Source organism: Telluribacter humicola (genome assembly GCF_017355935.1).
Lineage (GTDB): Bacteria > Bacteroidota > Bacteroidia > Cytophagales > Spirosomataceae > Telluribacter > Telluribacter humicola.
In genome coordinates this window covers 255,341-280,102 of sequence record NZ_JAFIQT010000003.1, presented here as the reverse complement: position 1 = coordinate 280,102, position 24,762 = coordinate 255,341, and the positions used below count along the sequence as shown (strand labels likewise).

Genomic DNA, 24,762 nt, shown 5'->3' with positions numbered 1-24,762 from the left:
TATGAAGTTATATAGTTTGAAAAAGGCTGGTCAGATACTCCTGTGTGGGGCTGTGCTGCTTGGGCCTACCAGTTGCAATGACTTTTTGATGGAGAAGGATCCATCTAACCTTACGCCGGAAAGCTTCTATAATATTCCAGACCATGCCGAGGCGGCCATCGCAGCGGCTTACTCAGGGCTGCGGTTTTACGGAGATGGGGCCGGTATCTTTTCGTCTAACTGGCAGATGCTGGAGGCAGTAACCGGTACCGCTACTACCGAAACGGCTCAGAATTCAGACCTGAACAACCTGTACTCGCTTTCGTACGATGGGTATACCGGGCATATCGTCAACTACTGGAACGGATTGTACCGCATTGTGGCCAATGCCAACATGGTATTGGAAAAAGTACCGCCCATTACGCCTATGCCTGATGCTCAGAAAAAGAAGATCCTGGGTGAAGCCAGTTTCCTCCGGGCCTGGAGTTATTTTAATATCGTTCGCCTGTGGGGGGATGCGCCGTTGGTTACCAAGCCGCAGACCGCTACTTCCGAAGATTTCTTCCCTTCCAGAGCTTCTCAGGAAGAGATTTATAATCTTATTGTGAGCGATTTGAAAACGGCCGAAGAGGCTGGACTACCCTGGATGGATCCATCAGGACGGGCCAATCTGGCGGCGGTAAAGGCGCTGCTTTCAAAGGTATACCTGACCATGGCGGGCTTTCCGCTGAGCAAAGGTGCCTCGCACTACAAGCTGGCGGCTGACAAGGCCAAGGAGGTGATTGATTATTCCAATGCGAATCCTTCGGAGATCAATCTGTTCCCTACTTACAAGGATGTACACCGCGAAAGTCTGAAAAACCGCGTCGAGCATCTGTTCATGATCCAGTACAACGCATCGGTAGCTGGTAACCCTATGGGTAACTACTTCCCGAACTTTAAGCCCGTAACATTTGCCGGACCGGGTGGTACAGGTAGTACTGTGCCCACTACTTCGTTCTACAACTCGTATGAAGCGGGCGACCTGCGTACCAAGGATCAGGAAGGCTGGTTCTATACCACCTACTTTACCAATGGTAACGGTACCCGTTTTGAGCTGGGTGCTCCCTATGTGTTCAAGCATTTTAACCAGACCGCCAACGGCGCGGAAGGTGTAGCCGGTACCCGTAACGACAACCTGAACGTACCGCTGATCCGCTACGCCGAAGTATTACTGATCTATGCGGAGGCACAGAACGAGCTAGGTGCTCCTACGCAGGAAGCATATGACGCGTACAAGAAAGTACGTGACCGCGCTCAGTTGACTACTCCTGCGTTGGGTACTTTTACCCAGGCTTCTTTCCGGGAGGCTGTATGGCGTGAGCGTTGGTATGAGTTTGCTTACGAAGGCATTACCTGGTTTGACATGGTGCGTCTGCGCAAGGTATTCAACGAGAAGACCAAGGGTTTTGACAACTTTGTGGGCCACGTGAACCTAAATACTAACGTGCCACTGGCTGAGAAGCACCTCCTGTTCCCATTGGGTGTACAGGAGATGCTGAACAACCCGAATCTGAAACCACAGAATCCGGGTTATAACTAGTGCATAGCCACTGAATAACTAAAAACCGCCCCGGTCACTACACATGCCGGGGCGGTTTTTAGTTATGCTTCTACTAAACTATACAGTACCTGTTCCTTCCTAAAACCGGGTGTATGGGAGGGGTGGACGGACATTAGAATAAAACTGCCGCCAGTTCCACTGCTTAAATAGGAAGGCTCTTATACAGTTCATACGTGTTTTTATACGCTCTAACCAACCATTTGCTAAGTTGACAAGCTACATTGTTTAGGGACAGAAAAAAAAAGCTTTACTTTGTTCTATAATTAATCACCCAAACAATTCTAAATAGCACATGAAAAAATTTTTCTTGACTTTTGTTGCAATGGCCATGTTTACCCTGGCATCTCAATCTGCATTCGCACAGTTCGAAAAAGGCGATAAATTATTAAATGTAGGTATTGGCTTAGGTACATATGGCTACGGCGGTATAGGTCTTGGCGGATCCTTTGAAGTAGGTGTACATGATGCCATCAGTGTAGGTGTACTTGGTGGATACTCAGGCAGAAGCTATGTTGGCTACAACTGGTCGGTAGTTACCGTGGGTGCCCGTGGCTCTTACCACTTCAATGAATTATTAAATATGGCTGATGAAAGATTTGACCTATATGCTGGTCTTGGTCTTGCTTACCGTGGTGTGAATTACGGTGGCTTCTATGGTGGCTACGGTAATGGTGTATCTCTGCTGGCACACGTAGGGGGCAGATACTACATGAAGCCTAATCTGGGTCTGTTTGCTGAACTAGGTTCCGGATTTAGTACCCTGCATGCTGGGGTTGCCTTTAAATTCTAATTTGAAGCAATATATATTAGGAGCGTGAGGCCTGGCCTCACGCTTTTTTTGTATAAACAGGACAAGCTCCCTGGACCTGTTTATACCTACTCAACATGCACAGATTACGGTTCTTCATTGTTCTCATGGGAATTTTCTCTGCCTGTCAGAGGCCTCAGTACCCTATGTTCAGTAAGCCTCAGTTTTGGAGTTATCAACCAGGTAGAAGTAATAATCCGTCTTCGGCAGACGAGCAGCCTACTACAGTAGCAGTTCCCGTGGTAGCGGATCCCGTGGCTACATCCTCCGTTGTGGTAGCTGATCCAATCATGGCTTCTACCGATGAAGGCATAGTAACATTGGCAGGAGAGAGATTTGCCGAAAGAAGCATTCCTGCTGCGCCTGATAGTAAATATTACACAGCTCATAAGCCTTCAGTCCGAAAAGAACGACTCATACCCAGAGTGGTTGAAGAGAAGCTGAACTACTCTGTAAAATCAAACAGCGTAAGGGCAAAGACGAGCAATACTCCCCAGGTAGGTTCCGTACTATCACTTATTTTGGGGATTATAGGATTGGGGTTATTCATTGCAGGAATAAAACTCATCGCGCTATTGATAGGAATAGTGGGCTTTATACTGAGTGTGGTGGGACTGGTGAAGGTAAAGAAAGGAAAGATCGCGCACTCGTCGAAAGGATGGGCATTGGTGGGCTTATTATTTAATAGTATACTGGTCCTTATTTTTCTTTTTTATCTGACCTTCTTCATTGCCTATGCGGCATCTTAATTGCTCTAGGTGTTATGAATAGGGTATGTAACCATTTAATGATTATCCTATAACCTCTTATTTTTATTTAACTTTTTGTCATGAAGCAAACAACTCTACTACTCCTCGTTCTAATCAGTATCATTTCTGCTTGCCAAAAGCACCAGTATCCTCAGATGAGTAAACCTCAGTTTGAGAGCTATAAGAGCAAAAAGCAGATTCAACCTTCATCAAGCACGGCGTCGGCAACACAACCAGTAGGTACCGTGGAAGAGGTTTCAGTTATACCAGGTGACGTGGCCGTGGCTTCGGCTGTCGAAGGTGTGGAATCAGTGATTGCCTTTGATAATGCTTCCGCCGCTATTCCTGTTGAGGCCATCAAGGAGGTCCATAAGGTTGAAACGGCACCTGCGAAGTTAAGCTGGAAGGAGCGGATGCTCGCCGGAAAGCTGGAAAAGAAAATAAGTAAAGCCACAGCACCCAGAGAAGCAAAGGCTGACGGACAGTCTAAAACGGTACCTCGTCTATCCCTGATATTTGGCGCGCTGGGACTAGTCATGTTAATTACTGGAATTGTACCTGGTATAGCCATACTATTTGGTATAGCAGGACTGATACTAGGTATTGTAGGATTAAGTCAGATAAGAAAAGGAGAATCACCCCGGTCGTCCAAGGCGGCTGCTCTGCTCGGCCTTATCTTTGGCAGTGCTGTAATTCTTTTCCTTCTGCTGGCTATATACGCTATTGCTGCCTTTGGATTTGCATAATATAGCTATGAGTATAACCAAGAAGAGCGGGGCCTGGCCCCGCTCTTCTTGGTTATACCCCGAATTTATCCAGCTGTTTTACCAACACGTCAAAGTCCTTTGGGTACGGAGCCTCAATCCGTACGGGTTCACCATCCATTAGCGCGAACGAAAGGGAATAAGCGTGCAGCGCTACCCTTTGGATAAGAGGCTGCTCTTCGGTCTCTTTCTTCAGGTTGAATTTACGCTTTATGCTTGACAGGTAGATAGGCTTCCCACCGTACTGCGGATCGTTGACGATAGACGCGTTCAGACACGACAGGTGGATACGGATCTGGTGCATACGGCCGGTAATAGGAATACACTCCACCAGCGTATAGCCCCGGTATACCTTTAGGGTGTTAAAGATAGTTTCGGCTACCTTACCGTTAATCTTATCAATCTTCACGGCAGTACCGTTTTTCAGGGGTAGTATGGGCAGGTATACTGAGATGCTGTCCAGGTCGTGGATACCGTTGGCAACGGCATGGTAGCGCTTGGTCACCTCGCGGTGCTCAAACTGCATCGACAGGTGCCGGTAGGCTTCGGGGTGCTTGGCAAAGGCCAGCACGCCGGAGGTTTCCTTATCGAGCCGGTGGGCCGCCTGCAGGTCGGGGTGGTACTCTTTGGCCAGGCGAAGTACACTGCCGCCCCGGTCGGCGGTACGTTCGTCTAGAGTAGCCAGGTGAGGTGGTTTGTTGACAAGCAGGAAGTCGTCGTTTTCGAAGAGTATTATATCCGAAAAATTGATTTTCATAAACTATTAATAAATAATAAAGAGAGAGGCCGACCCGGATGTACGGTGGCAGATTCAAACAAAACAAAAAATCTTCCGGGCAAAGTTCGGAAGATTTTGAAGAAAACAGGTTTTGATACGGCTAAGTTTATGAACAAGAGTTGCTAGTGATCTTGTTCGCGGGTTTCTTTGGCCAGATGCTCCACCTTTGTAGGAGTAGGATTGATGGTATCAGACTCAATAAGACCATCACGCAGACGGATGATGCGGTGCGCGTAGCGGGCTATATCTTCTTCGTGTGTAACCATCACGATGGTGTTGCCCTTGCTATGGAGCTGGTCAAAGAGGTCCATGATTTCGTAGGACGTCTTGGTATCCAGGTTACCGGTAGGTTCATCAGCCAGTAATATACTCGGATCATTGACCAGGGCCCGGGCTATGGCCACGCGTTGCCGCTGTCCCCCCGATAGCTCATTGGGCTTATGGCCGGCGCGATTGTCAAGGCCTACATTCCGCAGGGCCAGCATGGCTTTTTCGGTACGTTCGGCCTTATTGTAGCCAGCGTAGATGAGCGGCAGAGCCACGTTTTCCAGCGACGACATGCGTGGGAGCAGGTTAAAGGTCTGGAACACAAAGCCAATCTCCTTGTTGCGGATCTCGGCCAACTCGTTTTCGCTCATATCGCTCACATCCTTACTGTTCAGAATGTAGCGGCCTGAGGTAGGGGTATCGAGGCAGCCAATGATATTCATCAGGGTAGATTTGCCCGAGCCGGATGGTCCCATGAAGGCCACATACTCTCCTTTACTGACTGCTATACTTACGGACTTGAGGGCTTCGATTACCTCCGTTCCCATCACATAGCGCTTGGAGATATTACTGGTTTCAATGATTTTCATAAGATCATGCTTAGAATTAAGGACGTTCAACGGGTCAATTGGCCGTAAGGCTACTACTCTGCATCAGGAGTTATGATATAAACAGGCCACACAGTATAATGGCCGGACTGGCCCATTCGTACTCAATCACTCCTTGTTTTTCCAGAAATCCCTGCTGCTGATAGTTTACCTGCTCTTCTTCATTGGAAACTGACCAGCGACTACTCCACGAAGCCCGTTTCCATTCAAAGGTCTGGTCTTCGTAGGTAATACGAGCCGTGGTTCTCCAGGTATTACATTCGATTTTTCCCAGTTCCCGCGTTCCTTCTATATCCAGTATGCGGGTGACAGGATTCCAGAGCCCGCGGGTCTGAAAGCGCAGCAGGTGTCCGTGGTATTCACCGTAGGCATTGGTCCCCCAGAAGTTCTTCTTCAGGATTCCGACAATGGTCTTCTCCCGGAATAACCGGTATTCACTTTGCCAGCCGTTGGTTTTCCAGTGCACAGTCATAGATAGTACTGGTCAGATCAAAAATAAAAAATCATTGAAACTCCTCGCGCTGTTTTTCGATAAGCGCCTTCCTGGGCTGATAGCGTTCGTTAAAGGCCTGATAATCGGAAGGCGACGCGTACGTCTGTACCTTGGCGGCCCCCTCTTCGGCCTGTTGAAGCAGGCCCTGATCCAGGCTTAGCAGCGCGTACTGCTCCCATATTCGGGATGAGCTATCGTTGAATCGCAGGGCGTCCACTACTATCTGATAAGCTTTTGTGGATTGCTTTTGTTGTCTGAAATAGTTAGACGCCGCTACTACGACATCTGCGTTCAGTGGGTTAGAGCGCAGAGCCTTCTGAAAGGTCGCGGGTGAAGGCTGGGTCTGGGCAGTAGCCAGGAGGGAGTCCGTAATAGTGATCTGCTTCATGCCTTCGGACAGGCTGTTCTGCAGAGCCTGCACCGTCGTGCCAGCCCCTTCTTCCTTCAGTCTCTCGAGCAGGATTGCTGCTGCGGCTACCTTCCCCGATAAGGCCTGTGCTAGAGCTTGTCCCAGTAGTCCTTCCGGCCCTTTGACCAGCGACAGCTCCTCAATAGCCATGTCATACAAGCCTAGCTGGAGGTACCAGTGCCCAAGTATTTTGCGGTAGAGCGGTTCTTTCTCTCCTCCTTCCTCAACCCAGGCATTCATGATTTCCAGAGCCCGTAGCTTATTGCCGCTGTAGAATTCGGCGTAAAGTGAGGCCAGTAGCAAGTCATCTGCCAGGAAGGGGTTCTTATCCGCCAGCTTGGGAGCCAGTTGTGTCAGCAAACTATCCTGCCGTGCCTGATTGAGGGCGTAATTGTATACATAGGCCAGCCCCGAAACACTCAGGAGCGAGTCAGCCGGAATGGCCTGGTTCCGGAAGCTACGATCTGTAAAGTTCTGACGGAGGTTCTGTACCGCCAGCCAGTTGGCCTGCCAGGAGGTATAGTCCCGCTCATCCTGCTGCTGCGTCAGCGAGTCCAGCAGGGAGGCGTCGGCATTGCGGGCCCAGATGGCCAGCAGGTTGGTGGCAGGTACTTCCCGGCGCAGAGCCGTACGTTCCGCCTGTTCGAGGTACAGGTAGGCGGAGTCAGCTACGTTGGTACGGGAGTAGAGCATACCCAGGTTGTTGAGCAGTTCGCCGCTTTCCGGGAAGGCGGTGACACCTTCACGTAGGCTGAATACAGCGTCAAAGAATAAGTTTTCCTGTACCAGTACATTACCAAGTCCTACGTAGGCCTGCGGGGATGGGTTCTTGAGCGTGGCCTGGCGGAAATAGAAAGCCGCGGCGGTGCGGTCACCCTGCCGCAGAGCCAGCGAAGCCAGCGCGTAGTTGGACTTATGGTTCTGGAACTCCTGTTGCAGCGCCATTTTGTAGTACTGCTCGGCCAGGGTGTATTCGCGGGTAGTGGTATAGAGATCACCGAGTCCATTGAAGTACCCGGCTACTGCCTGATAGATGGGGAGCAGCGTCTGGGTTGATATCAAAATTATGAAACCAACAAAACCTATCAGACGGGTCTGGGTAAGGCCAAACCGGAGAGGCTTATAAAGTACCTTATGTACCGCCAGCCCCTGCTGGAACAGCGGCAGAAAGTTGGCTAGTATATAGAATAGAAAAACAGCACTCATCGCGAGCTGACCGTTTACAATTACGTCTTCCAGTACTTCCAGCAGGGGGTCATTGGCCATGGCCGCCGCATAGCCCGCAAAAGCCGCAGTAATAATAAACAGTCCTATGTATATCCAGAAGCCAGCCTCGCGGTAGTACACCACTCCGTTGGTAGACTCGCTGCGGGCGCTGAACCCCCATATGCCTAGTATACCGGCTATGATGGCCAGTACCGCCGGACTCACCAGGGAGATGTCCCAGTCGAGCTGGCGGGTGTTGCGCAGAAATAGCAGGAGCAGGTACAGAAGATACAGGACAGCTATAACCAGAAAATTAGTTAGTGATGAGCGCCCCATACCTACCTTGGCACTGGTACTAAGCCATACCAGTCCGGCCATGATCTCGGTAGCTGAGATGAGCAGAAACAGCACTGATAGTACCAGCCACAGGGGGATAGAGTAGGCAGCGGCGGTGAGTTCAGGATGAGGGACGGTAGAGGTAAAAGCTGCCAGCCCTGCCAGTCCCGCCGAAACCGCCCAGAAAGCAAGAATACGAAAGCCTACGGCTACATCGGTCCGGAAAGCGTGCAGGTAATAACTAAGGCCGGCATATAATACCAGCGCCAGTATAAAAAAGGTACGGTTGCCTTCGCCGAATATGCCCAGCGTCTCGGTTTGGGTGGCCCCCAGCAGCAGGATAAAGGCCACCATAGATCCCAGGTACCAGAAGCGCGGTAGTGTAGTGAGGCCAGCCAGGATCAGGGACAGACCAGCCAGCCCCAGCCCCAGCAGCATCCAAACCGACAGGAAGTCTACTTCCATGGTAGAAGCAACAAACTGCTCCGTGACCAAATAAGAGGGGACCGATACGCCGTACTGCCAGTTCTCCAGGCGCAGGACATCCACCGCGGTCGACACCTCCGAAAGCTCGCTGAGCACATCCCAACGGGTTGCATTAGCGAGCGGATCAATAATTTTTATGCTAAAAAAAATAAGACCCAGAACCAGTATACTGAGCGCTCCCAGGGCGCTGCGAAGTTCGTTGGTGTTCCAGTCTCTCTGAAAAAATAATTGTCTCATAAATACTAAACGTCGCCATTCTAAAAAACTTCAATACTCTTTTCGTCAAAATAGCCCTTTTTTCCCAGAAATATCCAATAAATGAATGGGTCATCTATTGGTACTGACCAAATTATATTGTAATTTTGCGGCCTTGAATTAACAACTTGACGATAATCATATCTCACAATGGCAAACGCGACAAACATAGGAAAAATTACGCAGGTAATTGGTCCAGTGGTAGACGTATCGTTTGAAGACAGCGAGCGCATCCCAGCTATTCTCGATGCGTTGGAAGTCGTAAAACCGAATGGTCAAAAAGTAATACTCGAATGTCAGCAGCACCTGGGTGAAGATCGCGTTCGTACGATCGCGATGGATGGTACCGAAGGTCTGCAGCGCGGCATGGAAGTAAAATCATATGGCTCACCTATCAGAATGCCGATCGGTGAGGAGATCAAAGGCCGTCTTTTCAACGTAGTAGGTGATGCCATTGATGGTCTTCAGGTAGTAGATAAATCCAATGGAATGTCTATTCACCGGGCAGCTCCCCGTTTTGAGGACCTCGCTACCGGTACAGAGATCCTTTTTACAGGTATCAAGGTAATTGACCTGCTGGCCCCTTACGTAAAAGGTGGTAAGATTGGTTTGTTTGGTGGTGCGGGTGTAGGAAAGACCGTACTGATCCAGGAACTGATCAATAACATCGCGAAGGCATATGCCGGTCTGTCGGTATTTGCCGGGGTAGGTGAGCGTACCCGCGAAGGAAATGACCTGCTGCGTGAAATGATCGAGGCAGGTATCATCAAGTACGGCGAAAACTTCAAGCACAGCATGGAGAACGGCGGCTGGGATCTTTCCAAAGTTGATTATGAAGAACTGAAAGAGTCACAGGCTACCTTTGTGTTTGGTCAGATGAACGAACCTCCCGGAGCCCGTGCCCGTGTGGCGCTGTCAGGTCTTACCGTAGCGGAGTACTTCCGTGATGGGGACGGACAGGGACAGGGACGCGATATACTTTTCTTCATTGATAATATCTTCCGTTTTACCCAGGCAGGTTCTGAGGTATCGGCCCTTTTGGGACGTATGCCTTCGGCAGTAGGTTACCAGCCTACACTGGCTACGGAGATGGGTTCCATGCAGGAGCGTATTACTTCTACCAAGCGTGGTTCTATTACATCGGTACAGGCGGTATATGTACCTGCTGATGACTTGACTGACCCTGCTCCGGCTACTACCTTTGCTCACCTTGACGCTACTACGGTACTTAGCCGTAAAGTATCTGAGAAAGGTATCTATCCTGCGGTGGATCCTCTGGACTCTACTTCACGTATCCTTTCAGCCGAAACGCTGGGTGATGCTCACTATGATTGCGCACAGAACGTGAAGAACATTCTGCAGCGTTACAAAGAGCTTCAGGATATCATCGCCATCCTAGGTATGGAAGAACTTTCAGAAGAGGATAAACTGGTAGTAACACGGGCTCGTCGTGTGGAGCGCTTCCTGTCACAGCCTTTCTTCGTGGCTGAGCAGTTTACAGGTCTTAAAGGAGTACTGGTAGATATCAACGATACTATCAAAGGCTTTAATATGATCATGAATGGTGAGCTGGATCACCTCCCTGAAATGGCTTTCAACCTGGTAGGTACTATCGAGGATGCCGTTGCCAAAGGAGAGAAAATGCTTTCCGAAGCAGCGCGATAAAAAGACAGAAATTAGCTATCGGTCAGTAAAGCCTCAGCGCAGGTATTGCCCGGTAGCTAACCCTAATAGCTAAAAAAGTATGAACTTAGAAATAATCACCCCCGATAAGAAAGTATTTGCCGGCGAGGCGACAGCCGTTACCTTCCCGGGTACTGAAGGGCAATTTCAGGTCCTTAACAGCCACGCTCCACTGGTAAGTACACTAGGCCGTGGAGATGTAGTAGTGGATACGGGTGCTGTAAAGCAGGTATATACGATTGATGGCGGAGTGGTAGAGGTCTTGAACAATAAAGTACTTGTATTGGCCGAGGCCATATTGTAAGTATATAATAGCATTATCGAAAGAGGCAGGAACCAACAGGTTCCTGCCTCTTTTTGTTTTGTCATGGCCAGTGCTGTACGGCATTGTTCATCACCGAACAAAAATGTTCGAAAGCGAACGCTATCTTCAGCGTTGCATTAATTTGTATATATTTTTTCAATTGATTATCTGCTGATAATCAATGTGTTATATTGGGTGGCGGAATTATTTTGAAAAGGGTTGGCACATGGCACAGACTTTTCATGATTAATAGTATTAGCCAAGAAACGAAAAATAAATTAGCCATTAAAAAACATCTATTAGCCATGAAAAACGTACTATCAACATTCCGCACTTTACTGTTCGCTTTTGCACTGTCACTGCCATTGATCAGCCAGGCCGACAACCACATGTATCTGGGTCCAGAGAAGCCTAAGTCCTTCAACATGGGAATGTACCAGATTGCCAATACATCGAAGGTAAATCTAGCCATTGTTAAAGGCGCTACTGCCCGTATGACTATCCTGATCAAGGATGAAAATGGAACTGTACTGCACCGGGAAACACTTTCAAAAGGTACAGAATACTACAAGCGTAAGTTTGATCTGAAAGAAATGGGGAACGGTACTTACTACTTTGAAATGATCACTAACGAAGAAGTAATAACTAAGAAAGTAACTATATCTACCGCCAGAGAGCAGGTAATAGCCCTGGAGCAATAGTACATCTATATCCTATCATTTAATTAGCCGGGCCGCCATCAGGTGGCCCGGCTTTATTTATGAATAGATTCAGAATCCCTGTACTCCTAACTGCTGCCTTAGGGTAGTGTCGGCGGGAGCATTATGTTTCCAGTAGTCGGAGCGGATCAGGCTGCTCCGGACGGCGCGGGTGGTAAGTACCTTGCCGCGTGAAGTATAGGTTTCTTCCCAACCGGCTATTTCGTGCGGGAACGCTTTTTCGAATACAATACGAAGCTCACGATTATATTCAGGATACAGCAATGAATACACGTTCAGCGCTTTCCCTTTGAAGATAGTACCCTTATAGGCAGTCATGGAACCGATGGCAGGTTGGGGTTCAAGGGGCTGGTCAGTAAGGCGGGCGGCGTAGGCGGCAGGTACTGCTTCGGTATCGCCTATGGGTAAGCTCTCCGGCGCGAAGCGCAGGCGGGTCCAGATCTCATCTTCCAGCCAGGCATCATTGATGCCGTAATCTTCTTCTACGTTCTTCTCAAAATACGACCGCCTCATTACCTCATACCCCTTACCCCGGCGGTTAAGCTGCGTGTAGGTCTGTCCGCACCAGTCCTGAGCCGACATGGTTATTTTGAGGCTATGTCTGAAATCACCGGTATTAACGGGTGTGAACACGGAGGTATACAGAGAGTAGTCGTAAATACCCGTAACGAAGCGTCGGATGCTGTTGAGCTTCAGAACAGAAGTAGCGTCACCGTCATTGTCTTCGGATTCGAGCTTGACCTGCTTGTCGGTCAGGAAGTCTTCGGTAACAAATATAAGTACCGCCTCCCCCGGGTTGTGCGCGCCATATTGTACTTGCTGAAGACTGTACCGGCTTATCTCGGCCTTACCGTTGTACCAGTAATCGCGGAAGGGTTGAGCGGGTGAGTAGCCGGAGTCATTGATGTACTGGCAGGAGGTAAGCAGCCCCAGCCCTAAGATAGCGAGCGAACATTTCATAGTTGTAAAAGGCCCAGGCGATATAAGGGCTACTGTAAAGGGTAGTAACAATTGGCGACAGTTGAATGGAGTAAGTTACGGTTTCCTTCTAAAAATATCCATTCTGCCTGCCCGGGTATTCAAAAGTTTCGGTACTTTCGGTTTGGGCTAACCTACTAATTCTCCTGCATGCAGCCAGCTTCTACTACTCCCCGCAATGAGCTCTTAAAAATACTAGGCGTTGGATTCGGCATAGCCGTAACTATTGGAGGTACCATCGGTACGGGTATCCTGCGTAAGCCGGGACCCATAGCGGAGCAGTTGGGTGATGCCTGGCTGATCATGGGCGTATGGCTGGCGGTGAGTGTATATGCTTTCCTGGGTACCCTTTGTACCATCGAACTAGGTACTTCGGTGCCCAAAGCAGGAGCCTGGTACGTGTATGCGCAGCGGGCATTTGGTAATTACGCAGGTTTTGTAGTAGGCATCAATAGCTGGCTGGGTACTTGTGCGGCACTGGGCTTTGGCGTGTACACCATGAGCGAGTACATGGCGCTGTTGCTGCCCGGACTGGAAGGCCAGGAACCGTACGTAGCCGTGGGACTTTTGCTGACTTTAACAGCGGTGCACTGGCTGGGACTGGCGCTGGCCAGTAACTTCCAGAATGTGATGAGCTTTTTGAAAGCAGTGGGGCTATTTGCTTTTGTAGCTATTTGCTATATCTACGGCCAGGAGGTATCAACTGCCGATGCGTTGGCTACTACCAGCCAGATTGCTGAGACAGGTAGCTGGCTGGGGCCTTTGATCTTCTCCCTGCAGGCAGTTTTTTATACCTACGACGGCTGGCATACGGCCGCTTATTTTACCGAAGAAGACCGTGATCCTTCCCGTAACCTGCCCCGCTCCATGATTGGTGGCGTGTTGCTGATCATTGTGATCTATCTGCTTTGTAATGCCGCAATCCTGTACATCATGCCGATGGATCAGCTGGCTCAGTCGAAGCTGGCCGCGGCGGATGCTATAGGTCTTATATTTGGTGAAAGTTCGGGTAAGATCGTGACACTGTTCCTTATGATATCAATCCTGGGTATTGTCAACGCTCAGCTACTCTTTAACCCGCGGGTGCTGTACTCCATGAGCCGCGACGGTCTGTTTCTAAGGGCCGGAACGCGCGTCAACCGGGGAGGTACACCAGCCCTGGCCATGCCGCTGACGGCCGCACTGGCTATTCTCCTGATACTGATCGGCAAGGAAGCCACTGAGAAGCTTTCCGATATCGCTACCTTCTTCTTTGTGCTGGGGCATACTTCGGGGTTTGCTTCGCTGCTGGCGCTGCGCCGGAAAGAGCCCGAACTGCCGCGCCCGTGGAAGGTACCGGCCTACCCGGTACTCCCGATCGTGATGCTGATTGCTTCCATTGCTTTCCTGATAGGCGTTGTAGTACAGGATATGTCCAGCAGCCAGTACGCGCTGCTCTTTATGGTTATAAGCTACCCGCTGTTTCTGGTGATACGTCGCCTGAACAGGGACTAGAGTACCAGCCCCAAAGTACTATATAAGTAGTAAAGCTGGAGCCAGACTACTTATTGGCATCATTCAACACGCGCACATCCATTTCTGAGAGCTTTTCACCGCCCTTGATGCCGAAGTCCAGCGTCCGGATTGGGAATGGTATCATAATGTCGTTCTGGTCGTAAGCCTCCTTGATGTACATGATGGCTTCGTGACGTCCTTTCAGGTAGGTAGGCTGATCGGCCGCATTAAGCCAGATACGTAGGCTAAAGTTGATGGAGCTATCCCCAAACTCTTCAAAAAAGAAAGTGACTTCCTCATTGGTATCGCGGACACTAACCTGCTCTACCGCCCGAATGGTTATATCTTTTACTTTACGAAGGTCATCTCCGTATGATACTCCTACCGTCAGGTCCATCCGGCGCCTTCCCAGGGTGGTGAAGTTTTCGATAGAGTTCTGAAATACTTCTTTGTTAGGAATAATAACCCGCTGCCCCTGCAGGGTTCGCAGCACGGTATCCCGAAGGTTGATTTCGATAACTACACCAAAGTAGTCGTTGGTCTTGACCAGATCACCCACTCGCAGCGGATGGCGGAACGACAGGAATATACCTGACATGAAGTTGGCGGCGATATCCTGAAAGGCAAAGGCCAGCGCTATACCCGCGATACCGGCTCCGGCCAGAATGGACGTCACGGCTTTGTCCAGGTTGAGGATGCTCAGCGCGATGAATATAACGACCCCAATAAAAATGGTGTAAATCAGTGAGCCAAAAAGAGCGTTGACAGTGGCGTGGGAGGAGACCCGCTGAATAAGCCGAAGTGCCAGTCGCCTGACATACTTAGCAATAAAGAACCCTACTACCAGTATCAGGGCGGCCAAAGCAATATTGGGCAGGAGTCGAATCAGCTCCTTTACCCAATTGTATAATTTATCTGAAAGTAAGTCTATTGCTTTATTTATATCCATAGCAGAAAAGGTGTGGACCTCTTAGTATAACCTGCTGAGATATGAAAGGTTTGGTAGATCAGGGGCAATCTGCCTGGGGAGCAAAAGCAAAAGAGGAGAGCTTAAGCTCTCCTCTTTGTTGGTTAGAACGGTAAGTCATCGGACTCATCTTCCGAGAAAGTCATGCTGGGTGGGAGGGGAGCTGCCGACTCCGAGAAGTCCGCGTTGCTGCGGCTGCTTCCGCCGCCGCTACCGGCTTTCTCCACTTTCCACGCTTTTACTTCGGTGTACCACCGCTGGTTATACTCGCGGCTTTCAATATCGATGGAGGCAGTGACATCATCACCTTCCTTCAGGTTGAACTGGTCAATTTTATCGCCCCACATAGTAATACATACCTTGCGCGGGTACTGGGACTGGGTCTGAATTTCAAGAACAAACTCCTGCTTACGCCACGTCCCGTTTTTTCCCTGGCCAGTAACCTCTGGGAGCAGCGAAATAACTTTTCCGGATAATTCCATTTAAACTAGTGTTAGGGTACAGTACTGTACGGATTGTAGTGTTTGATTACCCCAAATTTAAGGTTTTTGCAACGCTTCGCCAAGTATTCGGGGCGACAATACTCAGCCAATTGCTTTTTCCAGATCCCCGATCAGGTCCTCTACATCCTCGATGCCTACGCTGAGCCGGATCAGGGTATCTTTGAGTCCACCTTTCAGGCGCTCCACTGCCGGTATACTGGCGTGTGTCATACTAGCTGGGTGCGTACACAGCGACTCTACGCCACCCAGTGACTCGCCCAGTGAGAATACCTCCAGGCTTTCCATCACCTTCACGGCCTCCTCGTATACATCGCCTTTGAGCTCAAAGGATACCATACCTCCAAAGCCGCGCATCTGACGGGCGGCCAGCTCATGGCCGGGGTGGTTGGGGAGGCCGGGGTAGTACACCTTACCTACCTTGGGGTGATCCTGTAGCCACTGGGCTATGCGTCCGGCGTTTTCGCAGTGGCGCTGCATACGTATGTGCAGGGTCTTGAGGCCGCGTAATACCAGGAAGCAATCCTGCGGCCCGGGTACGGCTCCGCTGGCATTCTGGATAAAAGCCAGCCGCTGGGCCAGCTCCGTATCATTCAGGACAAGGGCGCCCATCACTGTATCAGAGTGGCCACCCAAGTACTTAGTGACCGAGTGCATCACCACGTCGGCTCCCATATCCAGCGGATTCTGCAGGTAGGGAGAGGCGAAGGTATTGTCTACCACGCATAGGATACCTTGGTTGCGGGCCAGCCTAGCTACGGCTTCCACATCTATAATGCGGAGCAGTGGGTTGGTGGGCGTCTCCACCCAGATCATTTTGGTTTTATCGGTAATCGCCCGCTCTACGTTGGAGATATCGCTCATATCCACAAAGCTGAACACCTGGCCCAGTGGCTCGAATATTCGCTTCATGATCCTGTAGGTACCCCCGTAAAGGTCGTTGGTACTGATGATCTCATCACCGGGGAGGAACAGCTTCAGTATAGCGTCCGTAGCGGCCAGTCCCGAGGCGTAACAGAGGCCGTGGTTGCCATTTTCGAGCGCTGCCAGGGCTTTCTGCAGGGCCGTACGCGTAGGGTTGTGGGTGCGGGAATACTCATAGCCTTTGTGCTTGCCGGGGCTTTCCTGCACGTAGGTAGAGGTTTGGTAGATGGGTGTCATGATAGCACCCGTGGTAGGATCAGGCTCTACGCCCGCGTGTATGGCTTTGGTTCCGAATCGCATGTATATGTTTGATTAGTATGAGTATTGGAAAATGGTTGTGCGTTTAAAACAGACGCGTCCGGTGGATTGTTGAAATAAAAGCTGATTCACCGGCTTTTTAACCCACTGATTTTAGTTATGGTTGAATCTGCTTTCCTTTGCCCTACTTAAACACGTACTCTCTTGGCCAACTCTTTTCTTCGTAAGTACCCGCTTCCGCTCTTGTTAAGTACGCTTCTGACGGTAATGCCTTTGGTGACGAGCTCTCTGTTTACGGGCTGGGCTATCACCCATGAGGGTAGTCTTACCGGCTGGACAATGATGCAGTGGATAGGGTTGACGGGAGCGCTGGCCGTAGCCTCGGCGCTGGCGCTGGTGCCGCCGGGTTTCCTGGCGCTGGTATATGGTTACATACTCGGGTGGATATCACTCCCCCTGCTGTTTGCCATGAATATAGTGGCTATCGGTATGGTGTACTTCCTGGCGCGCAACCTGAAGGCTAGTCAGATGCTACAGTACCTGGAGGAGGCTTTTCCCAGCGCTAAGAATATACTGACACGATTTCGGGAGAATCAGCTGAAGCTGATATTTTTTACCAAGCTTTCGCCGGTACTACCTTTTGCCGTTACGAACCTGTTGTTTGCGCTGGCCGGAGCTAATCTGCGGCGGATGCTGATAGGAGGAGCGTTGGGGATGGTACCCCGTACGATACTGACTGTATGGGCCGGTACCAAGGCCAAAGAAATCCGGTACCTACTTGAGCACCCTAATGAAGGGCTGGCTACTCAGGTACTGCTGCTGGTACTGCTGCTGGTTTCATCGGCGGGTATAGGCTGGTTTTTCAGGCCAAAAAAATGAGAGGCCGAATCCGGCCTCTCATGATTATCGCACTCAGTGAGCTTTTTCAATGGTTATGCGTTCTCAACCATTCATCCATTGAAAACTTACCGGACCCTGCAACGGTGAAGACAATCACTAGTAGAAGCGTGACAACAGAAAGCCAGAGCTCGGAGTTGAAGTACGAGAATCCCATACGTAGGTTTACGAAAAATACAGCAACAAGTAAGATAGGTAGTTGTAGAATACAGGCCAAGCGGGTCAGGCAACCCATAGTAATAAGGAAGCCGCCAAAAATGTGGACAAAGGCTACGTAATGTACCGCCATAACTGACCACAGGTCGAAGTGCAAGCCGTTGACCAGCTGGGCCAGGCGACTGGTATCGCTGATAAAGCTGATTCCCTTCACAAACAGCAGCACCCCAAGAGCAATACGAACCATGTCAAGCCACGCCGGATGATGCGTTTCACCCCAGCGCTCAATACGATGAACTACATTCATAACGTATATAAGTTTATGACGATGAGAAAGTTAGCTACTTTATTTACTAAAGTCAAGTAATAAGTAACTTATTTCGTGAAAGAAGATATATAGGGCGTGGCATGAGCTACCAGGCGGGTATGGCCGCAGTTCAGAAGGATATAATGGCTCTGGGGGAGTAGACGGGATAGGGGCTTGACGTGGGCCGGGCGAAGCATCTGATCATAGCGCCCCATAAACAGATACACCTGCACGCTATGCTGTTGAAGGCTAGAGTAGAGAGAGGGAATGTGAAAATGAAGTTCCCGGAAAGCGACCCATGAGTTATAGACAATCTGCCGCTTTTCGGGCGTATCCAGCATGTGCTGTACAAAGCGTGTGAGGCTACTGCTAATCAGGCGGGGCTTTTCCAGAAGCCGGGCTGTACCAATAAGCAACTCATGGTGATCCAGTACCCAGTGAAACAGCCCACGGGCAGGAGCAAAGCGCGTAGCGAATCCATATAGCGGATGCTCTGAAACACCATCGGGACCCATCAGAAAAGCCTTATCAATGCGTTCGGGAAAAGCTTCGAGCGTAGCCAATGCGAAGCGACCACCCATGCTGAACCCGGTTACACTAAACCTGTCAATGTTATTATCAGACAGAAAGGTTTCTACAATTTGCTTCCAGCTATCCTTAGTAAGCGGCTTACTCTCAGAAATCCAGTCAGATGCCAGGGTATCCCTGCTTTTTCCGTGAAAGAAGAGGTCAAGCGCGTAGATGGTGTAGTAGTCGCCTAGGGTATCGGCCATAGGTTGATAACAACCGGCCCCTTCCTGACCAATGCCGTGAAAAGCGAGCAGTATGTGCGGGCCGTGGCCCAGCCGGTGGTAGTGGAGCATTGAGTTAATCACCAAATAATTCCCACCTCGTATTCAGAAAAGATGGCATCTTTGGTAATGATCGTAAGACCTTCCTCCTGCCCCTGTGCAATGATAAGGCGATCGAAAGGATCACGATGGTGAAAGTCCAGCGAATTCAACCTGAGAATATGATTGAACGATATAGGAAGTACCTGTATCTCTGTAAGAAGGAGTTCGGCGAAAAGTTCTCGTAATTCCTTAGTAAGAAGGAGCTTTCCTAGGCTATGCTTAATACTTATTTCCCAAATGGAGGCTATGCTTATGTACTTAATGTGCTCTTCGTTCTCAATTAACTCTATGGCTATCTGAGAAAGTGATGTATCTCCTTCCAGAAACCACAATAACGTATGGGTATCAAGCAAGTACTTCATTGCATGTACTCGTTGAAATCATCCAGAGGTTTATCAAAATCATCAGAAAGGGTAATGGTACCCTTCATCATGCCAAACTGTAACTTATGAGGCGTAGCTTTTTCAGTAACATACTTGTGGATCAGAAAATCTACATAATCTGCTACCTCATTTTTAAGGTTGTCAGGCAGGATAGCTACTTTATTTAAAAGATCAGTATTGGTCATAGCAGCAATCGTTTCATTTAAAATACTACATTGTGAATACAATACCTCCGGAAATATAACTGTTTCCGGAGGTATTGTATTTTATGACTCCATTAGATATGCTTTAATAAAGTCGTTGATTTCACCGTTCAGTACCGCATCAGTATTAGAGGTCTGGTGGTTGGTTCGATGATCTTTTACGCGGCGGTCGTCAAGTACGTAGCTGCGGATCTGCGAACCCCACTCGATTTTACGCTTGGAGGCTTCTACCTCGGCGCGTGCTGCATTACGCTTTTCCAGTTCGATCTGGTACAGGCGTGACTTGAGCAGGCGGATGGCTACCTCCTTGTTCATGAGCTGTGAACGTTCCTGCTGACAGGCGATGACAATACCCGAAGGCTTGTGGTGCAGACGTACGGCCGTTTCCACCTTGTTTACGTTCTGTCCACCAGCTCCGCCCGAGCGGTAAGTGTCCCATGTAATATCGGCCGGATTTACATCAATCTCAATATCATCGTTGGCCAGTGGGTATACATACACCGAGGTAAAGGACGTATGCCGGCGGGCGTTGGAGTCGAAGGGCGAAATACGTACCAGACGGTGTACTCCGTTTTCTGACTTAAGATTACCGTAGGCGTAGTCGCCGTCAATTTCGAGCGTAACGGATTTGACCCCCGCTACTTCCCCGTCCTGCAGGTCTACTTCGCGTACCTTATAGCCGTTTTTCTCGGCCCACATGATGTACATCCGCATCAGCATTGAAGCCCAGTCCTGCGACTCGGTACCTCCGGCTCCGGCGTTGATCTCGATCACGGCGGGTAGTTCGTCGCCTTCCTCACCCATCATCTTCCGGAACTCTATTTCGTCCAGTTTGGCGGCTAGCTTACGGCCTTCTTCGTCTACCTCCTCTTCGGTAGCTTCGTCGGCTTCATAAAACTCCCAGATGGTGTCCAGGTCGTCGCGCAGGCGCGACAGCTCTTCGTAGCCCAGCGTCCAGAACTTCAGGCCACGTATTTCTTTCATAGTACGCTCAGCGCGTTCGGAATCACCCCAAAACTCTGGCTGGGCGGTTTGTTGTTCGAGGTCGTCTAGTTGTTGCTTACGATTAGCGTAGTCAAAGATACCTCCCCAAGGCCTCTACTCTGGCCTTCAAGTCTTTCAACTGTTCAAGTGTCATATTGAAAAGAGTTAGATTAGTAAATACTGGCTTACCACCTACGGTTGCCGGATCCATTAGAAGTACTCTTCTAATAACCATTGGCCATCGACAGTTTATGACCATCAATGCTTTAACCCTACATGGGTACCAAAGGCAGCAAAGATAATAACAATTTGACAGGGACCTTGGGTTCGGGCAAATACCATCCGGTGTCGGTGTAGGCATTCCCGCAAATCGTCTTAACTTTGTAGCGTTTTTCAGTAAAACCATTTTTACCAAAAAATCAATAGGAAATGGCTCAAACATATGATGTGATCGTCATCGGAAGTGGCCCCGGAGGTTATCCGGCTGCTATCCGTGCATCCCAGCTGGGATTGAAAGTAGCGATCGTAGAAAAAGAAAGTTTAGGTGGAATCTGTCTCAACTGGGGCTGTATTCCTACAAAAGCCCTGCTCAAAAGCGCGCAGGTATTTGAATACATCAAGCACGCCAAAGACTACGGTATTAATGTTGGCGATTACTCAGCTGACTTCACCGGAGTAATAAAGCGGAGCCGTGGCGTTGCTGAAGGAATGAGCAAAGGAGTGTCATTCCTGATGAAGAAAAACAAGATTGATGTCATTATGGGTACCGGTAAGGTGAAAGCCAACAAGACCGTAGAGGTAACCGATAAGGATGGCAAGAAAACAGATTATACAGCCAGTAAGGGTGTGATCATCGCTACGGGAGCTCGTGCGCGTGAGCTGCCTAATATCAAGATCGACGGCCAGAAGGTAATCGAATACCGCAAGGCCATGAGCCTGGAGAATAAGCCGGAGTCGATGCTGGTAATCGGATCGGGAGCAATTGGAGTAGAGTTCGCTTACGTATACGCCAGCATGGGTACCAAGGTAACGATCGTGGAGTTCCTGCCGAACGTAGTACCCGTAGAAGATGAGGACGTATCCAAAGAATTGGCTAAGCAATACAAGAAGAATGGTATTGAGATCTACACAAACTCTTCGGTTGAGAAAGTAGACACCAGCGGTAAAGGCTGTAAAGTGTCTGTCAAAACTCCAGACGGAGAGAAGACTTTTGAAGTAGATGTAGTACTGTCGGCTGCCGGTGTAATTGCTAACCTCGAGAACATTGGTCTGGAAGAAGTAGGTATCAAAACTGACAAAGGCAAGATCACGGTGAACGAGTGGTACGAGACCAACGTGCCCGGTTTCTATGCCATCGGGGACTGTACGCCTGGCCCGGCGTTGGCTCACGTAGCTACGGCTGAAGGTATCGTATGTGCCGAGAAGATCGCCGGTCACAAGACCGAAGCTATCGACTACGGCAACATCCCTGGCTGTACGTACTGCCAGCCTGAGATCGCCTCGGTAGGTCTGACTGAAAAGAAAGCCCGCGAAGCCGGATACGATATCAAGGTAGGTAAGTTTCCCTTCACCGCATCAGGTAAAGCGACCGCCGGTGGTGTACGCGAAGGTTTTGTAAAAGTGATCTTTGATGCTAAGTACGGCGAGTGGTTAGGTGCTCACATGATTGGTGCTAACGTAACCGAAATGATCGCCGAAGTAGTAGCGGCTCGTAAGCTCGAAACTACCTCACACGAGATCCTGCGCTCGATCCACCCACACCCTACCATGTCGGAAGCGGTGAAAGGCGCTACCGAAGCAGCCTACGGCGAAGCCATTGACCTGTAATAGCTGGTAGTTAAATAATAGTTATAATATAAAAATCCCCTCCTGACGAAAATCACGAGGGGATTTCTGTTTTTATCAGCCTACGTAGTAGTACCTTTTGATGAGATGGGGCTGCATAATCTCAGCGGCCTCTATTTGACAGTAGCATACCTTTGGTTATCCTGCCAGAGTAATTGCTTTGCAACAATGTGATCTTTGATGATAGAGGCGAAGTATTGTGCACCAGTCTCTTCACGTAAATGGCATATATCGCAATAGTAATCTTTGCGCCGAATCATGGCCTGATCCATGTCCAGAAAGTTTACTTTGTTAGAAGCAACTAGTTCCCTTAGCTCCTTATTATGAGCAGCTATTCCCTTTTTTACGTTCGTAATATCTCCCCAGATCAAGATACTCGAGCGAAACTTGCAGCCTCCAAAGTACTTTTCATCCGTTTCGCTTCCGGTGAGCTGAACGCCTTCGGGAAAAAAGGGGGCATATGACATTAACAGGAGTTGCTGGTTTCTGGAATTAGCTAAATTGATCAGCTCCTGAATATTCTTTCGATAGGGGGAAGACGTTTTGATTTCGCTTCCGTACACCATATCTTTCTCATGTACCCCATTCATATTAAGGCTGGCTGGCTTTGTAATAAGCTCATTTACCCTCCTGTAAATATAGTGGAGCGTATAAGGTAGGATGGTGTATTTGAGATCCGGATGCTGCAGGATCATATAGATGTCTCTATACCATTCTACATGACTATAATCTTCTTTGAATAAATTGGCAGGTACATTATTAAACCGATTCTCATTGATAGCTTCATAGTAGAGCACTAAATCAAAGTTATAATCGGCAAGCAACTTGTACTTGATGAGATTGTCTAGTGAACTGTTGGCTGGGGCTGCTGCATTAAAGACACGAATGGCTGATTTGTCAGGGGAATAGGGACGAAGCAGTGTCTCTAACCTGGTTTCCAAATGTGACCAGTTCGTGCTGACTACTGAACCACCCAGGATCAGAATTTTTTTGGCGTTATCGTCTTGTTTTACTTCCTGATCAAAAATGGGAAGTAGTTCGGGATAGTGCTTGGTGAGCAGAGACTTATAAGGAGTAAAGAATCCTGCATTGAACCCTAAGAAAAACAAGCGTAATACAATCTCAAAAAAGAGGAAATAAACTGCAAATGCAGTTACGTACATCAATACTTTTTTCATTTTTATAGGAGGATATAGTGCTCAATAATCTCTCAATAAGGATGAGTTAAAGAGAGGGTAATTAGATTATTTGTTGCTATGGTTAATACAAAGGTATTTCTGTCTTTAAAACTGTGACAGAGAAAAATCAGAATGTTATGTAACGGTAGCAGGCAGTATCCGTGCCCCTAACTTCAGTATACTTCTACTAGAAATACACTAAACACAATCTGTGCCAATCTTTGCTGGTAAAGGTCTAAAAATCAGCAGAGCCGGCACAGTATACCTGGTAGGTCACTGTGCCGGCTCTGCGGGTCATGAGTATACAACCTACTTCGCCTGCTGGCGGCGCTGCAAGGCTTCGCGCCAGGTGGTTAGTATAATGCCTTCCTTCTCGATGTACTTGCGTAGTTCCGGATCAATCATAGCCAGTAGGTCCCCTTCGCGGGTATTACCTGAATCGGAGATGTGTGGGAATATCTCCGAGGGATCCGTACAGTGCATGATCACCATGGTGAGGCCGGGTTTCAGGTTTTTCAGCCCATCGATGTACTTCTCAGTCTTGTAGCGCTGTAATTCTTTCTTAGACATGCTGCTGTTGCCTTTCCAGCCGTAGCTGCTGTTGTGCAGGTCGTCCAGAACGGGTAGGCCAGCGTTCCAGAGCTGGCCGCCAATTTGCCGCGTCATAGCCAGCATATCGGGAGACATCCGTTCGTCAACCTGAATAGCCGTATTATGGCCACCCGGGAACATCACCGGAATCCGCTCCTGCATCCCTACTTTAACATACCGTTCGATGAAAGCGGGCGTAGCAAAGAGAGTACCCATGTGGGAGTCCAGGTGGGTAGGCTCAAAGCCCATGGAGCGGGCGCGGTCAATCTGAGCGCGGATCTCCCGTTCTACATCATCAGCTGAGCCGTTTTTGACCACATCACTCACACTCGGCCACAGGGCGCCTTCGGCATCAACCAGGGTCTTTACAGTAGGCTTACCAGCCAGTGGTCCCCAGCGGTAGTCTTTCCATTCGGAGGTAAGCGTCAGGTGCAGGCCGGCATCCAACCCGGGGTGCTGCTTCATATAGTGAACGAAGCCGGGTACCCACGAACAGGGCATCATAATGCTAAAGGAGGTTGCCACGCCCTCGGTGAGGGCCCTGATGGTACCCTGGTTTGACTCGTAGGACATCCCTACGTCGTCTACGTGCATAATGACTACCTTCTTCCCTTTGGGGTAGCCCAGCCTTTCGGCGTAGGTAGTGGTTTCGGAGTACTGGGCAAAGGTGGTAGTGGCCAGGATCAGGAGAATACTAAGTAATCTATATTTCATGAACAACAGATATAAAGTTTGGATATAGGAAAGCCAGGTACTA

25 protein-coding genes are annotated in these 24,762 nt (G+C 49.3%); 10 read left to right on the top strand and 15 right to left on the bottom strand.

Features of this window, described 5'->3' with window-relative positions; translation table 11 throughout:
- Position 1: 1 nt before the first annotated feature.
- The 4 genes from JUB14_RS16530 to JUB14_RS16515 all read left to right on the top strand — a co-directional run bounded on the left by JUB14_RS16530 (position 2) and on the right by JUB14_RS16515 (position 3,885).
- Positions 2–1,561, top strand: coding sequence for a RagB/SusD family nutrient uptake outer membrane protein (locus JUB14_RS16530; protein ID WP_207507435.1), 1,560 nt, complete (start codon positions 2–4; stop codon positions 1,559–1,561).
- Between the two features lie 313 nt (positions 1,562–1,874).
- Positions 1,875–2,372 (top strand): hypothetical protein, encoded by a 498-nt coding sequence (locus tag JUB14_RS16525; protein ID WP_207507434.1) that lies wholly within the window; start codon positions 1,875–1,877, stop codon positions 2,370–2,372.
- Positions 2,373–2,536: 164 nt separating this feature from the next.
- Positions 2,537–3,139 (top strand): hypothetical protein, encoded by a 603-nt coding sequence (locus JUB14_RS16520; protein ID WP_207507433.1) that lies wholly within the window; start codon positions 2,537–2,539, stop codon positions 3,137–3,139.
- Between the two features lie 155 nt (positions 3,140–3,294).
- The gene (locus JUB14_RS16515) at positions 3,295–3,885 is read left to right on the top strand and encodes a DUF4190 domain-containing protein (RefSeq protein WP_207507432.1); all 591 of its coding nucleotides are present in this window, start codon (positions 3,295–3,297) and stop codon (positions 3,883–3,885) included.
- 52 nt (positions 3,886–3,937) lie between these two features.
- Here the strand turns inward: JUB14_RS16515 and JUB14_RS16510 are convergent, their stop codons facing one another.
- The 4 genes from JUB14_RS16510 to JUB14_RS16495 all read right to left on the bottom strand — a co-directional run bounded on the left by JUB14_RS16510 (position 3,938) and on the right by JUB14_RS16495 (position 8,723).
- Positions 3,938–4,660 carry an RluA family pseudouridine synthase gene (locus tag JUB14_RS16510; protein WP_207507431.1) on the bottom strand — a complete coding sequence of 241 codons (723 nt, stop codon included), beginning with the start codon at positions 4,658–4,660 and terminating at the stop codon, positions 3,938–3,940.
- 143 nt (positions 4,661–4,803) lie between these two features.
- Complete coding sequence (locus JUB14_RS16505) at positions 4,804–5,538, bottom strand: ABC transporter ATP-binding protein (protein WP_207507430.1); 735 nt, start codon at positions 5,536–5,538, stop codon at positions 4,804–4,806.
- A gap of 70 nt (positions 5,539–5,608) precedes the next feature.
- Positions 5,609–6,028, bottom strand: coding sequence for a hypothetical protein (locus tag JUB14_RS16500; RefSeq protein ID WP_207507429.1), 420 nt, complete (start codon positions 6,026–6,028; stop codon positions 5,609–5,611).
- Positions 6,029–6,059: 31 nt separating this feature from the next.
- Positions 6,060–8,723, bottom strand: coding sequence for a tetratricopeptide repeat protein (locus JUB14_RS16495; RefSeq protein WP_207507428.1), 2,664 nt, complete (start codon positions 8,721–8,723; stop codon positions 6,060–6,062).
- A 168-nt stretch (positions 8,724–8,891) separates the two neighbouring features.
- Between JUB14_RS16495 and atpD the strand changes: the two genes are divergently transcribed.
- The 3 genes from atpD (at position 8,892) to JUB14_RS16480 (ending at position 11,429) form a co-directional block, all read left to right on the top strand.
- On the top strand, positions 8,892–10,406 hold the full coding sequence (atpD, locus tag JUB14_RS16490) for a F0F1 ATP synthase subunit beta (protein ID WP_207507427.1): 1,515 nt from the start codon (positions 8,892–8,894) through the stop codon (positions 10,404–10,406).
- Between the two features lie 79 nt (positions 10,407–10,485).
- Positions 10,486–10,728 carry an ATP synthase F1 subunit epsilon gene (atpC, locus tag JUB14_RS16485; RefSeq protein ID WP_207507426.1) on the top strand — a complete coding sequence of 81 codons (243 nt, stop codon included), beginning with the start codon at positions 10,486–10,488 and terminating at the stop codon, positions 10,726–10,728.
- A 305-nt stretch (positions 10,729–11,033) separates the two neighbouring features.
- Positions 11,034–11,429, top strand: a complete 396-nt coding sequence (locus JUB14_RS16480) for a T9SS type A sorting domain-containing protein (RefSeq protein ID WP_207507425.1) — start codon at positions 11,034–11,036, stop codon at positions 11,427–11,429.
- 69 nt (positions 11,430–11,498) lie between these two features.
- Here the strand turns inward: JUB14_RS16480 and JUB14_RS16475 are convergent, their stop codons facing one another.
- Complete coding sequence (locus tag JUB14_RS16475; RefSeq protein ID WP_207507424.1) at positions 11,499–12,407, bottom strand: hypothetical protein; 909 nt, start codon at positions 12,405–12,407, stop codon at positions 11,499–11,501.
- 168 nt (positions 12,408–12,575) lie between these two features.
- Between JUB14_RS16475 and JUB14_RS16470 the strand changes: the two genes are divergently transcribed.
- The gene (locus JUB14_RS16470) at positions 12,576–13,919 is read left to right on the top strand and encodes an APC family permease (RefSeq protein WP_207507423.1); all 1,344 of its coding nucleotides are present in this window, start codon (positions 12,576–12,578) and stop codon (positions 13,917–13,919) included.
- Positions 13,920–13,965: 46 nt separating this feature from the next.
- On the opposite strand, the gene JUB14_RS16465 is transcribed toward JUB14_RS16470, so the two are convergent.
- The 3 genes from JUB14_RS16465 to JUB14_RS16455 all read right to left on the bottom strand — a co-directional run bounded on the left by JUB14_RS16465 (position 13,966) and on the right by JUB14_RS16455 (position 16,610).
- Entirely contained in the window at positions 13,966–14,868 is a 903-nt protein-coding gene (locus tag JUB14_RS16465) for a mechanosensitive ion channel family protein (protein WP_207507422.1), read from the bottom strand.
- A 122-nt stretch (positions 14,869–14,990) separates the two neighbouring features.
- Positions 14,991–15,368, bottom strand: coding sequence for a DUF3127 domain-containing protein (locus tag JUB14_RS16460; protein WP_207507421.1), 378 nt, complete (start codon positions 15,366–15,368; stop codon positions 14,991–14,993).
- Between the two features lie 102 nt (positions 15,369–15,470).
- On the bottom strand, positions 15,471–16,610 hold the full coding sequence (locus JUB14_RS16455) for a cystathionine gamma-synthase (protein WP_207507420.1): 1,140 nt from the start codon (positions 16,608–16,610) through the stop codon (positions 15,471–15,473).
- Positions 16,611–16,772: 162 nt separating this feature from the next.
- Here JUB14_RS16455 and JUB14_RS16450 point away from each other — a divergent pair, with 162 nt between their 5' ends.
- Complete coding sequence (locus JUB14_RS16450) at positions 16,773–17,447, top strand: TVP38/TMEM64 family protein (protein ID WP_229367930.1); 675 nt, start codon at positions 16,773–16,775, stop codon at positions 17,445–17,447.
- Between the two features lie 46 nt (positions 17,448–17,493).
- Here the strand turns inward: JUB14_RS16450 and JUB14_RS16445 are convergent, their stop codons facing one another.
- From JUB14_RS16445 to prfB, 5 genes are all read right to left on the bottom strand, one after another.
- A complete protein-coding gene (locus tag JUB14_RS16445; protein WP_207507419.1) occupies positions 17,494–17,928 on the bottom strand; it encodes a DoxX family protein in 435 nt (144 codons plus the stop codon).
- Positions 17,929–17,996: 68 nt separating this feature from the next.
- Positions 17,997–18,791, bottom strand: a complete 795-nt coding sequence (locus tag JUB14_RS16440) for an alpha/beta fold hydrolase (protein ID WP_207507418.1) — start codon at positions 18,789–18,791, stop codon at positions 17,997–17,999.
- A gap of 8 nt (positions 18,792–18,799) precedes the next feature.
- Positions 18,800–19,183: a type II toxin-antitoxin system VapC family toxin gene (locus tag JUB14_RS16435; RefSeq protein ID WP_207507417.1), complete on the bottom strand. Its 384-nt coding sequence runs from the start codon at positions 19,181–19,183 to the stop codon at positions 18,800–18,802.
- Positions 19,180–19,389 carry a type II toxin-antitoxin system VapB family antitoxin gene (vapB, locus tag JUB14_RS16430; RefSeq protein ID WP_207507416.1) on the bottom strand — a complete coding sequence of 70 codons (210 nt, stop codon included), beginning with the start codon at positions 19,387–19,389 and terminating at the stop codon, positions 19,180–19,182. The genes JUB14_RS16435 and vapB overlap by 4 nt, the downstream gene beginning before the upstream one ends.
- A gap of 81 nt (positions 19,390–19,470) precedes the next feature.
- Positions 19,471–20,545 (bottom strand): peptide chain release factor 2 gene (prfB, locus tag JUB14_RS16425; RefSeq protein ID WP_207507415.1). Its coding sequence is split into 2 segments (ribosomal slippage): positions 19,471–20,484 and positions 20,486–20,545, totalling 1,074 coding nucleotides; the frame shifts between segments, so codons are not numbered across the junction.
- A gap of 275 nt (positions 20,546–20,820) precedes the next feature.
- Here prfB and lpdA point away from each other — a divergent pair.
- Positions 20,821–22,218 carry a dihydrolipoyl dehydrogenase gene (gene lpdA, locus JUB14_RS16420; RefSeq protein WP_207507414.1) on the top strand — a complete coding sequence of 466 codons (1,398 nt, stop codon included), beginning with the start codon at positions 20,821–20,823 and terminating at the stop codon, positions 22,216–22,218.
- A gap of 131 nt (positions 22,219–22,349) precedes the next feature.
- Here the strand turns inward: lpdA and JUB14_RS16415 are convergent, their stop codons facing one another.
- Both JUB14_RS16415 and JUB14_RS16410 read right to left on the bottom strand, forming a co-directional pair.
- Entirely contained in the window at positions 22,350–23,414 is a 1,065-nt protein-coding gene (locus tag JUB14_RS16415) for a hypothetical protein (protein ID WP_207507413.1), read from the bottom strand.
- A gap of 309 nt (positions 23,415–23,723) precedes the next feature.
- Positions 23,724–24,719, bottom strand: a complete 996-nt coding sequence (locus tag JUB14_RS16410) for a polysaccharide deacetylase family protein (RefSeq protein ID WP_207507412.1) — start codon at positions 24,717–24,719, stop codon at positions 23,724–23,726.
- Between the last annotated feature and the right edge of the window lie 43 nt (positions 24,720–24,762).